The 10,345-nt window shown below is 50.4% G+C and carries 11 protein-coding genes and 1 pseudogene; 2 read left to right on the top strand and 10 right to left on the bottom strand.

All coding sequences use genetic code 11. The features are described from left to right. Nucleotides 1-197 precede the first annotated feature (197 nt). From AB4Y96_RS26105 to AB4Y96_RS26095, 3 genes are all read right to left on the bottom strand, one after another. Complete coding sequence (locus AB4Y96_RS26105) at nucleotides 198-434, bottom strand: IS110 family transposase (protein WP_441920914.1); 237 nt, start codon at nucleotides 432-434, stop codon at nucleotides 198-200. 377 nt (nucleotides 435-811) lie between these two features. Beyond that, nucleotides 812-1,438 (bottom strand): LysE family translocator, encoded by a 627-nt coding sequence (locus AB4Y96_RS26100; protein ID WP_441920912.1) that lies wholly within the window; start codon nucleotides 1,436-1,438, stop codon nucleotides 812-814. Then, complete coding sequence (locus AB4Y96_RS26095) at nucleotides 1,438-1,893, bottom strand: Lrp/AsnC family transcriptional regulator (protein WP_441920911.1); 456 nt, start codon at nucleotides 1,891-1,893, stop codon at nucleotides 1,438-1,440. The genes AB4Y96_RS26100 and AB4Y96_RS26095 overlap by 1 nt, the downstream gene beginning before the upstream one ends. A gap of 255 nt (nucleotides 1,894-2,148) precedes the next feature. Here AB4Y96_RS26095 and AB4Y96_RS26090 point away from each other — a divergent pair. Continuing rightward, nucleotides 2,149-2,300: pseudogene (locus AB4Y96_RS26090) on the top strand (IS6 family transposase); the annotation flags it as partial. A gap of 342 nt (nucleotides 2,301-2,642) precedes the next feature. Here AB4Y96_RS26090 and AB4Y96_RS26085 read toward each other — a convergent pair. From AB4Y96_RS26085 to AB4Y96_RS26070, 4 genes are read right to left on the bottom strand one after another with little or no spacing between them, the layout of a single operon-like run. Beyond that, nucleotides 2,643-3,425 (bottom strand): SDR family NAD(P)-dependent oxidoreductase, encoded by a 783-nt coding sequence (locus tag AB4Y96_RS26085; RefSeq protein WP_441920909.1) that lies wholly within the window; start codon nucleotides 3,423-3,425, stop codon nucleotides 2,643-2,645. Beyond that, entirely contained in the window at nucleotides 3,426-3,977 is a 552-nt protein-coding gene (locus tag AB4Y96_RS26080; protein ID WP_441920907.1) for an NADPH-dependent FMN reductase, read from the bottom strand. A gap of 55 nt (nucleotides 3,978-4,032) precedes the next feature. Beyond that, nucleotides 4,033-4,491: a DUF6640 family protein gene (locus AB4Y96_RS26075; protein ID WP_441920906.1), complete on the bottom strand. Its 459-nt coding sequence runs from the start codon at nucleotides 4,489-4,491 to the stop codon at nucleotides 4,033-4,035. Nucleotides 4,492-4,499: 8 nt separating this feature from the next. Next, a complete protein-coding gene (locus tag AB4Y96_RS26070; protein WP_441920905.1) occupies nucleotides 4,500-4,916 on the bottom strand; it encodes a luciferase domain-containing protein in 417 nt (138 codons plus the stop codon). A gap of 217 nt (nucleotides 4,917-5,133) precedes the next feature. Between AB4Y96_RS26070 and AB4Y96_RS26065 the strand changes: the two genes are divergently transcribed. Then, nucleotides 5,134-6,027 (top strand): LysR family transcriptional regulator, encoded by an 894-nt coding sequence (locus tag AB4Y96_RS26065; protein WP_441920904.1) that lies wholly within the window; start codon nucleotides 5,134-5,136, stop codon nucleotides 6,025-6,027. A gap of 516 nt (nucleotides 6,028-6,543) precedes the next feature. Here the strand turns inward: AB4Y96_RS26065 and AB4Y96_RS26060 are convergent. The 3 genes from AB4Y96_RS26060 to AB4Y96_RS26050 form a co-directional block, all read right to left on the bottom strand. Next, nucleotides 6,544-7,557: an FUSC family protein gene (locus tag AB4Y96_RS26060; protein ID WP_441920902.1), complete on the bottom strand. Its 1,014-nt coding sequence runs from the start codon at nucleotides 7,555-7,557 to the stop codon at nucleotides 6,544-6,546. An 8-nt stretch (nucleotides 7,558-7,565) separates the two neighbouring features. Continuing rightward, nucleotides 7,566-8,696 (bottom strand): HlyD family secretion protein, encoded by a 1,131-nt coding sequence (locus AB4Y96_RS26055; protein WP_441920901.1) that lies wholly within the window; start codon nucleotides 8,694-8,696, stop codon nucleotides 7,566-7,568. 880 nt (nucleotides 8,697-9,576) lie between these two features. Next, nucleotides 9,577-9,924, bottom strand: a complete 348-nt coding sequence (locus AB4Y96_RS26050; protein WP_441920899.1) for a zf-TFIIB domain-containing protein — start codon at nucleotides 9,922-9,924, stop codon at nucleotides 9,577-9,579. Between the last annotated feature and the right edge of the window lie 421 nt (nucleotides 9,925-10,345).

The raw sequence follows: 10,345 nt of genomic DNA, 5'->3' as shown, positions 1-10,345 counted from the left end.
TGGCAAGGCCTTCATCGACACGCGCTGATGACAATGATTGCATATGCCTTTCTGCAACATCAGCGCCTGCACAAGGCAACGCGGGAAAAAAAGGCAGCGACATGGCCCGCCTAAACCGACACTACCAGCCATTCGGCGCGCAGTCATAGCCGCGCTCTCAAACCATCATCCACTACAACGATGTCCACACTGCCGTGTCAGGTTCCAAATGAACCCAAAATCAATTCTGCCAAAGTAGTGCTAGTCTGCAACGTCGTGGTCATTCTAGCCAGCATGGCTGTATCAACACGGTCAGTTTTGGCCAATTTGCCTGTTGCCTCAGCAAATCGGCGCGCTTGTTTCGGATTCACTTTTGAAAGCGGCAAGCCTTCTTTCGCCAAAGCTTGTTTGAAGGCGCGATGATAGGGCCCGGTGGACTCGTACGTAATGCGCACTACGGACCGATAACCCACTCACTTGATGAGGGCCCAGAAGCCGTTTGTGTGTTGGTGAACTGCCTTGATCGATTGTCGGGAGGAGAAAATGCGTCCAAATGGTCTTTCGAAATATCAACGCCGATGATAAACTCGATCATCATCTCCGCACACCTCTGCTTGTTGTTCGGGCCCAAAGTCCCACGTATCCGTTCAGGTCGAAAGGAAATGGCAGAGGCGATCAAACTCCCCAACAGCCCTCAGGGCCACCGTATGTACGATCCGACTCTGCGCCCGCCGCCACTTGTGTCATAAGCACCGCGGCGGCCTCATCTTCCTGAATGAGACAGGGAAATCATAAGACAACCGAATAAATATCTCCAGTAATTCCGCCACTATCATTCCATGACGCTCCAAACAAATGAAACGAGAGCGTATAAACCAAAGAGAATGATAACGATCCCGGAAACGCGCGCAACCCAGCGGGCAAAACCTTCCGGCAGCCGCTGCCTTGCCAGAGCCACTCCGCCACTCAGCGCAAGCCACCACGATAGAGAGCCGACGAAGACACCAACAACGACAATAGCAGCGTTTGTGAATCCCGGCACTTCTGCAAGCCCGAGGCCAGCGAAAATCGCGGCAAAAGCAAGGATGGTCATAGGGTTGGTAATGGTCAGAAAGAACGTCGCTGCAATCGTGCCGAATAGGTCTCGCGCGCTAACCTGCGCGGCCTGTTTTTCTGGTCTGGGTGCAAGACCTTTCCAGCCGAGCCAAAGCATGAACAGACCGCCTACAAGTTTTAACGGCGCGTCAACTATAGAGAGAGTGGCGGCAAAGGCTGCAAAGCCGATTGCTGCTAGACTCGCGTAAACCGCGTCAGCTAATGCCGTTCCTAGGCCACCGGAAACTCCGGCCCAGAAACCGCGTTCAAGGGTTCGGTTGATGCACAAGGCTCCGATCGGCCCAAGAGGAGCTGCAACCGCAAGGCCTAATATCATACTTTTGCCGAAGAGAAGGATATCCATCAGGTAGTTCCTTCCGGCGGTGCATAGGGGCCGCTCACGACCGATGAAAGTACGATTATTGTCTCACTACGGACCAGAAAGCCTTGCCCCTTCATATGGGCCAGAAACAACTCAACCTCAGCCAGCGAGGCGACATGCACTTTGACAAGGTAAGACCATGGTCCGGTGACATGGTGGCATTCGGCAATCGTCGGGTGAGCCATCGCATTAGCACGGAATGCATCTTCATTTGCGTCCTGTGGCAACGCCATCCAGACAAATGCGAGAACTGGCAATCCAAGTGCTGCCGGATCTGCATCTACTGTGAATTTGCGGATAGCTCCGCTCGCGTTTAGCCGCCTGATCCGTTCATTGACTGCCGAGATTGATAGCCCCACTATCGAGCCAATATCACCGAGGGCACGCCGAGAATTTTCGCTCAGAAGGGTTGTAATTTTGCGGTCAATATCATCCATAGCAGCAATATATGCGGTATATCATTATAAAACAACATAAATTTCTCTTATTGGGTGAGAATAAGAATGATGGACTTGTGGCCTCCATTAACCATTTCAGAGACGTGTTTCCCCTCGTCCGAAGTGACTTCCAACTTGTTTAACAGCCGTGGATTGAAAGGCATAGAATGCAAGATATCAAACGGTTCTGTTGAAAACTTTCATCAGTAGTGGCCGTGTCATTCACTTGGTCCAAGCTTGAATCAAGGAATTGAGATGTCTAAGGGCCGCCACTTCGACAGATCCGTTATCCTATTATACGTGCTATGGTATCTGGCCTACAATCGCAGCCTTCGAGACCTGAAGGAAATGTGATGGAACGCGGTATTGATGTGGATCACTCAATGGTTCATCGCGGGGTCATTTACGGGTCCAAGCCAACGGAGGGACTAAAACTGCCACGGGAATAGAGCATAACATTTTGATCTTTATGATATTTTTTGCATTCTTGAACTCCCGCATTTTAGCCGTTTTTACCCAAGTATTTGGGAGATGTAAGAGCGATTATCACCGAATCATTTCAAGCGGTTGACCAAAATTCCGTGACGGTTTTAGTCCCTTCGTTGGCTTCAACTCTTTGTGGGGTCCTTGCTTTGACCATTGCCATCGAAATGATCTGGATTAAGCCCTTGCAGATGCTTATGGCGTTATGCCAATTGATGATCGGTGAAGCGTTGATTGACAACGCGATGCACTGATCACTTGTGACGTTAGCCGACATCTACGACGTGCCACCCTCCGTCCACCACGAACGCCGACCCGGTGACATACTTTGCCTCATCCGAAGCAAGGTAGAGCGCCAGATTAGCCACATCTGAAGGTTCGCCGCGCATCCCGAAGGGTACATCTGACATTAGGCCCCGTTCGGCATCGTCCAAAGGCAAATTGTGAGCTTGGGCGAGGTCGGCAATGATACGATCGGTCATTGGCGATCTGATGGAGCCGGGATGCACCGAATTGCAGCGTACGTGATTGCCGTCCTTGGCTCCGGCCATAGCCACGCTGCGGGTGAGTTGCTCAACGCCAGCCTTACTTACGCCATAAGGCGTCGCAACGGAAGTTGCCATGAACGAGACAATGGAAGACAAAAGCACCACAGATCCGGTGCCTTGCTTCAGCATTTTGGGCACGATCGCTTTGCAACCCCAGCATGTGCCGGTCAAATTGATTGCGATCACTCGGTTCCATTCCTCAACTGACGTATCCAGGCATGCTTCTTTTACGTTGCCAATAACACCAGCACAGTGCACCAGAATATCAATCCGGCCATATTTGGCCAGCACTGCGTCGGCGAGCTCCTGCCAAGCCTCCAGGCTAGTTATGTCGTGGTGGCGATAAACTCCTCCGGTCTCTTTTGCTAGAACTTCGCCTGCAGCATCGGCTACATCTGTGATTATCAGCGTTGCGCCTTCACGCGCCAGTGTTCGGGCGCATTCTGCTCCAATACCTCCAGATCCACCCGTAACAATGGCCACCTTGTTGTTTACACGCATCTATCGTTCCCTTGTCATCGTGACCCAATTCTCGAATTGTGTGAGATAAGACTCGAGAAATGATCTGGTTTGATCATCGGTTACATTGAAGTCATCATCAAAAAGGCCGGGCCGGAATTGTAAATAAACTTCCGGTTGTCCAAGTACGGAAAGGCCCAAAATCGGCATGATGCTGTGTAGATGGCTCTGAGCAACCGCTGTTCCAATTGCGCCTGGCGAGGTACCCACGATTGAAGCCGCCTTGCCCGCCCAGCTATTTTGACCCCAAGGCCGCGATCCCCAATCAATGGCGTTCTTAAGCAAGCCGGGGATTGAACGGTTAAGTTCCGGCGTTACAAACAACACAGCATCACTTGATTCGATTGCCAATTTGAATGTCGTGACGCATTCCGGTGCCTCTGGCCAAAGATCGTCATTGTAATATGGCAAGCTATTGAGATCGGCATAGTAGAACTTGAGGCGCGAGCCGGCCAGTTTTTCAAGCGCCTTTGCGAGAACCATATTTATCGAGGTCTCTCGGAGGCTTCCGACAAGTACAGCAATTTTTAGCATTAGTGTTTCTCTCCGTCCTGAAACAAGTACATGTCCAAATCCGTGGTAACCGAACTCAATTGTGGGAGCGGTCTTGTGGCGAAAGCCAGAGCCTCGCAGCTATGCCGAGCAGTAAGAGGGCGATAATTTCAAGCACCACTTGTATCGGTAACCCGAGTACATAAAGGCGAGGGTCATCGAAGCTTGGATCAAAAAAGGCAGTTCCAGGATAGAGAATTGCTGTTGCTTGGGTGATCCAATAGAGACTGGCAAGCGTGATGGCCGCGGTGGCATTCGTTCGTGGTTCGCCGCTACGACGCCATGTGAACCACAGACAAAACAAGCAGGCAGCGATGGCAAAGGCGAGAGTCTGCCCATTGTGGAACTTGGCGTGTGGGGGCCACGCTGGGTTGAAAACGTGCGAGGTGCTCCAGTCTGCTACGTGGGAGGACACAGCGGTAAAACCTGCAACGAAAGAGACGATTATTCTGCCAGCAAGGGTTCGTGCGGGTCGAAATGTCTGGGATGTGTTCATGGCGATATTCACTCCGGCAGGCGCCCGCCTGAAGCATAGGCGTGTGAGATGGTGAGTAGTGTTGCAACTGTGCGGAATTCGTCCTCGTCGCGCGGGCCGTAAATCATCGCAATGTTGGGTGGAAAGCCAAAATACCCTGCAGCGGGGTGTTTCTCTCCCCAGTTTGCAGCAAAGACCTTTTCCAGCACCTGTCGAGGCAGGTTCATATGCAGGCTGGCATCCCAGATAGCGTGTATGTGAGCGAACTCCCCGGGTGTCATGAAAGCATCTGCCGCGCCTTTTATGGCAATCTCGGGTTGCAGAAGAAACGCAGTGCTTTCGGGAATCGACACACCGCTCCTGCCAAGGCTTACCCCCTTCAATTGGGCGCCAACCGCAATCAGACGCTCGCGCATATCAGGCGGCGCAATTTGGTTCAGTTGCATATGAGGGGTGAAAGGGTTGGTTTTCGGGCGCGGGCCATCACGCCCAGGTAAACTTAACTTGTCACAAACTGGACACATCGGAATTGCTCCTTGATGCAAATGGAAACAATCAGTTTATTGCTTCAATGCCTCAGATATAGCTTGGGCCAAGTCGTTTGATTATTCACCAGATCGGGATGATATTGAACACTGCTGGTGTTTAATCTATTCTCGTGAGATGGATCGTTTTTCTAGCCTGCGTGTTTTCGTACGAACCGTCGATCTTGGAGGATTGGCAAGGGCGGCACGGGAGCTGAGATTGTCACCAGCCATGGTTGGAAAACACATTGCTTCACTCGAAACCCAATTCAGTGTGAGGTTGCTGCATCGAACAACGCGGCGTATTACGCTGACGGAAGTGGGGCTGGGCGTTTACAACAGTGCTATATTGATACTGGGCGAGTTTGACGAAATGACACGTGCAGCCGAAACCTATCAATCCTACCCGACTGGTCATTTGCGCATTACCGCGCCGGTGGCTCTGGCCGACACTATGGGGGGTATCCTTGCCAATTTCTTGGCCATCTATTCCAACGTTACCATGGACATTATCTGCGACGACCGGGTGCTCGATATGAGCGAACAGAAGCTTGATCTGGCAATTCGGGTCGGACGGCTCCCGGATTCAAGCCTGATTGCACGAAAGCTCGCACCTGCAGGAGCAGTCGTCTGCGCCTCGCCAGCCTACCTTAGCGCTCGGGGTATTCCGACATCGATTGATGACCTTAATAATCACGACTGTATCGCTTATGAATATCAATGGGCTGGAGGAGGTTGGGCCTTTGCCAATGCTAACGGCATAGGCGAGCGTGTCGTCAAGCTCTCGAGCGTCCGCTACAGGTCTAACAATGCCCAAGTGCAACGTGCCTTGGTTCTTTCCGGCAAGGGCCTTGCACAGATGCCTGCGTTCGTGGTGGAGAAAGACATCAAGGCCGGCAGGTTGATCGCGGTGCTGACGTCTCTTCCTCAACTCGAACGTTGGGTGCATGCGGTTTACCAACCAGGCGGCCGGCTCCCATTGTCGGTTCGGGCCCTTGTGGATTTCCTCATTGCGCATTTTAGGAACTGGTAGCTTGCGTGGAGATGGAATACACCGCTGCACGTTCTGAGCACCCGCAAGGACATAACAGGTGTCAAAATGTTGCTTTTCGTGGGTGGTCTGTCCCTTTGAAAGTTCTCTAATTGCATTGGTGAAGCATCTATTTCTGCTATGCAGGCACGCGGGGTTCTCTCCGCGGTGGATCTCTTGGATCGCCGCATGTTGGCGTCAAATGGTGGATCAGCTGAAGTATTCCTCGCAGTTGCTGACTTGGTCCTCATGAGAGCACTGCATTTAAAAAGGACGGCCTAATCCTCGCCACACGTTCCGGCGGGGACGCATCCGTGAGTTCAGTCGAAAAACCTTCTCAGTATCATGCGGCTGACTGGCTCCAACGGAATGGGTGTTGGTCTTCCACATTGCATGGAGGATAACGGCCATCTTTCGTGCGACCGCTGTGCGTGCCTTTTTGAAGCCGGAAGTGTTTAGAATGGGATATTCGGCTGGCGTCCCATCTAAACACCTAGCGCAGGGGGACGCAGCAAGTCATTATGTGTACTTTGAATGGACCCGAAACATAGTTTCTAGCATAGCTGTGCATAGGGCCGCTACCATCGTTCCAACAACTGTCAGAACTATGCGAGTAATCGCTGCATAAACAGGCTCTTGGGTTGTTAGTGCACCAACTATTAGAGAAAGTGCAACCGATAGACTGAATTGATAAACCATCGGAGCATGGCATCCGCTCATCATTTTATGAGCAAAGTAAAATGTCATCAAGAATGTTAGTCCGATAAGGACTAAATAATGCTCATCAATAGTGATGACAAGCAATACAACACCAGCAGCACAAGCTCCAATGATCGTGGCTCCGATCCTCTCCCAAGCCTCTGCGAATAAGCGTTGGCGAGTTGGAAAACATAAAACGAATATTGCCGCGATGACCATCATCATATTGGACATATCGATGAAACTGTATAGCCAGAAACTCAATACGAGAAGGATACTCGACCTAATCAATGCTGCGCGAACATGATCGCCTGGAGAAGGAGAGTACTCGTCTTTCATAATCACCTGTGTCACAGGTGGAATGAAAAAATAAAGCGCCGGGATAACAATCACAGCTAGAATTCCGGCCTCTAAAAAACTATCGCCCAATGATTCTAATGCCGAAACAGAATTCATTCCCATGATAGATGCCAATCCTACGGCAACTAAGATAAGCATCCCAATCGGGTTGCCTGTATTCTGAATGAGGTAAAAAGCCGTAAAATAGAAGCCGGCAACTGCGAGAAGAAAAACGGCAGGCCAATGCATTAGTGCGGCTAGAATTCCGCTTATCAGCCAAACCGTTAATACAAGTACTAGTGGGCCACCGATAGCCTTCTTGATATCAAAGGCTTTTCGCAGTCCCGCTATCAGGCCGATAGGTAATGCCACAAACAATGGAGGCATAGTTGGCATCACATAGGGTACAGCTCCGACGCATATTGCTGCCATCACGGCCATCCGAAGTGGAAAATACGGGTCATCTTCTACCAATGGGCGTGGAGCGATGTACATGCCTCGCCTTAATAAAGATAAGACAGAAGAGATTGAATGCGATGTAATCCCATCGCAATCCACACAAAGAGGCTGTTCTCTCCCCCTGCATAGACAACGATAGTAGCTTTCCCTCCCATTTTGACCGCGCGCGGCCAAGCGGTCAGGTCCCCATCCAATTCGATACGAACCGGCATCCGACGTGCAGGCTCGAACCAACGCGTTTCGGTCTGATTTTGTAATAGGCCACGTGATGTCACCCGACCGGTGTCAATTCCCCAGCCAACGCTGTGAACTGTCCCCGTAAATATATGCCCAGGCACCGCATCAAATAAAAGACCAGCTTTAGTACCAGGCTCAATATTGGCAAGCTGATTTTCACGCATTTCAGCAATAATCCACGCTCCGCGAGCATCTATAAATGTAAGTGCCGCAGTACCGCTATTCACAAACTGGCCGACTGCCAAACCTAAATTCGTAATAACGCCACGAGTTGGCGCAACAACCTTCGTATATATTAGATCGAGTTGGGCGCGCTCCAGCTTCAATTGCGCGCTCTTTATCCGAGGATTATTCTTCCCGCTATCTCCAAGTTCAGCCTCGGCGCTGGTAAGGTCAGCTTCAGCGGAGTCAACTTGTGCTTGAGCAACCTTGAGCTCTGCGAGTGATGCATCCGCTTGAGATTTCGGTGTAATCCCGCGTTGACTAAGATTTTGCAAACGCGCATTGGACGTTTTGGCATTTTCAAGATTAGCCCGAGCCTGCGTTACTTTAGCCTGCGATGCAATAAGCGAGGCTGAATTCGAATTGATCGTCTGCGTTGCTTGTTCAAGTTCAACTTCAGCTTGCTCCACTGCAATCTCGAATGGTCGTGGATCAAGTTCGAATAACAATTCATCTTCGTCAACAACCTGATTGTCATTTGCATATACCGCTATCACCTGCCCGGAAACTCGTGGTGATAACTGCGTTACATAGCCACTAACAGTCCCTTTACCGGTATAGGGGGCAAGTCTATCGGAAATGGCATACCAAGCCACAAATATTCCCACCAACCCAAATACCGCAATATATGTTCCACGCCGCGCAACTTTAGAAAACGAGGGTTCTACTATAGAGGATGGTTCCTCCAAATCATTTCTAACTGTAATATCGTTCACTCAGTAATCACCTTCAGGAGAAAAATGTCTCAATTTGATAGGAATTCATAGTCTCTCGATACTAAATGCAATCAAGATCGTTGGTGTACTGACAGATTGTCTTTCTCCTCGAGTCGCTCCATCTATGCCTGATACGATCTCATTTCACAAATTGCCGAAGTTCGGTTTCAAGTCAGCATCCTCAATTAAGAAGCCATATTTTGAGAGTCAGACCAACATTCACCGCATGCCCTCTTAATAGGGGGGGGCATCCCATACTACCGCCAAATGGTGGTATTTTTCTGATCCGGCATTGATAGCCAAACAATAATGTCGGCGGAGTGGCAGGAAGTGCGATAACGAATTGTTTAGCAAAAGAACTTCGAACAACCATCACTTGATAGTAGACCATTTCTAATACTTGCCCGAGCATTCAAGCGGTGCAGGAATTCCCAAAATGAAGGTGTCTAACTTGATAAAAACCAAACTAAACCGATTGGAAATCAGCAGCATTTTACGATCGATTAAGCGCGATGCGACGATTTGTTCCTCGCTGACACCGTACGAGTTGAGTCGATTTATTGCTGCCTTGCAATATTACTTCGGAGTTGACTTCACGATTGAATGTGCTGGCGATTTTGATCGATTTGTCCTTCACGGACTTGAAAATTCAAGAGCATTACAACCTTTCCGATCATCGAAATCTGTCCGAAGGACGAAATTGCGTGTCCTCCCACGTTACAGATAGATTATGTTATCACTTTGCGACGGGCCCCAAGCACTGGAGCAGGCTAGCTGATGCCGCTAAACAAGCCCGCAAGAAATGTCGCAGTTCACGTGGCGGCGCGCACATCTAACTTAAACCAAAAAGCCCCCAGCAAATCCAGTGCCGTTTAGTTTGTCAATCGAAGAGGCGCCCAAAGAGAGAACCATGCTTGCCACGACGGCCATCACCATGCCCGCTGCTATGCCGACCGTCGCGATATCCGTGCGACGAGCGGGAGTCCGTGTTTGGGGAAGGTGCTGGTTGTGCTTGCGGAATAATCTGCTGGGTGCCGCGTGTTTCATAGCTGACTCTTCGCTCAATAATCTCATCCAGCTTGCCACGTTCGAGCCAAATGCCCCGGCACTGCGAGCAGAAATCGACTTCAACACCTTGGCGATCACCCATCAGGAGGTTGACCTTGCAGGTCGGGCAGAGAAGTCCCTGGCCTTTCACCGGACTACCAATATTCGGAACATTTGCCATTCTGGTCTCCATTATTGCTCACATGGACAGCAAATGCTGTTTGATAAAGTTTAATATCTCTAGTTACTAGAGGAGCAAGCGTGGCAACTTCACATTGTCGTGAGGTGTTGTTGGTGCAATTCGCATTCAGCTACGATTCCTAGTGTTGAAACGTACTAGCGCTACTTTGGCAGAATTGATTTTGGGTTCATTTGGAACCTGACACGGCAGTGTGGACATCGTTGTAGTGGATGATGGTTTGAGAGCGCGGCTATGACTGCGCGCCGAATGGCTGGTAGTGTCGGTTTAGGCGGGCCATGTCGCTGCCTTTTTTTCCCGCGTTGCCTTGTGCAGGCGCTGATGTTGCAGAAAGGCATATGCAATCATTGTCATCAGCGCGTGTCGATGAAGGCCTTGCCACGATCGGCCCACGATCGGCCTT

Source organism: Phyllobacterium sp. TAF24, from assembly GCF_052113785.1.
Lineage (GTDB): Bacteria > Pseudomonadota > Alphaproteobacteria > Rhizobiales > Rhizobiaceae > Phyllobacterium.
The sequence above is the reverse complement of the archived record's forward strand: the minus strand, read 5'-3'. Positions and strand labels throughout refer to the sequence as shown.

Coding starts and splice junctions, on each gene's coding strand:
- AB4Y96_RS26100 (WP_441920912.1), bottom strand. CDS start 1,438: ATGGATATCCTTCTCTTCGGCAAAAGTATGATATTAGGCCTTGCGGTT.
- AB4Y96_RS26095 (WP_441920911.1), bottom strand. CDS start 1,893: ATGGATGATATTGACCGCAAAATTACAACCCTTCTGAGCGAAAATTCT.
- AB4Y96_RS26085 (WP_441920909.1), bottom strand. CDS start 3,425: ATGCGTGTAAACAACAAGGTGGCCATTGTTACGGGTGGATCTGGAGGT.
- AB4Y96_RS26080 (WP_441920907.1), bottom strand. CDS start 3,977: ATGCTAAAAATTGCTGTACTTGTCGGAAGCCTCCGAGAGACCTCGATA.
- AB4Y96_RS26075 (WP_441920906.1), bottom strand. CDS start 4,491: ATGAACACATCCCAGACATTTCGACCCGCACGAACCCTTGCTGGCAGA.
- AB4Y96_RS26070 (WP_441920905.1), bottom strand. CDS start 4,916: ATGCAACTGAACCAAATTGCGCCGCCTGATATGCGCGAGCGTCTGATT.
- AB4Y96_RS26065 (WP_441920904.1), top strand. CDS start 5,134: ATGGATCGTTTTTCTAGCCTGCGTGTTTTCGTACGAACCGTCGATCTT.
- AB4Y96_RS26060 (WP_441920902.1), bottom strand. CDS start 7,557: ATGTACATCGCTCCACGCCCATTGGTAGAAGATGACCCGTATTTTCCA.
- AB4Y96_RS26050 (WP_441920899.1), bottom strand. CDS start 9,924: ATGGCAAATGTTCCGAATATTGGTAGTCCGGTGAAAGGCCAGGGACTT.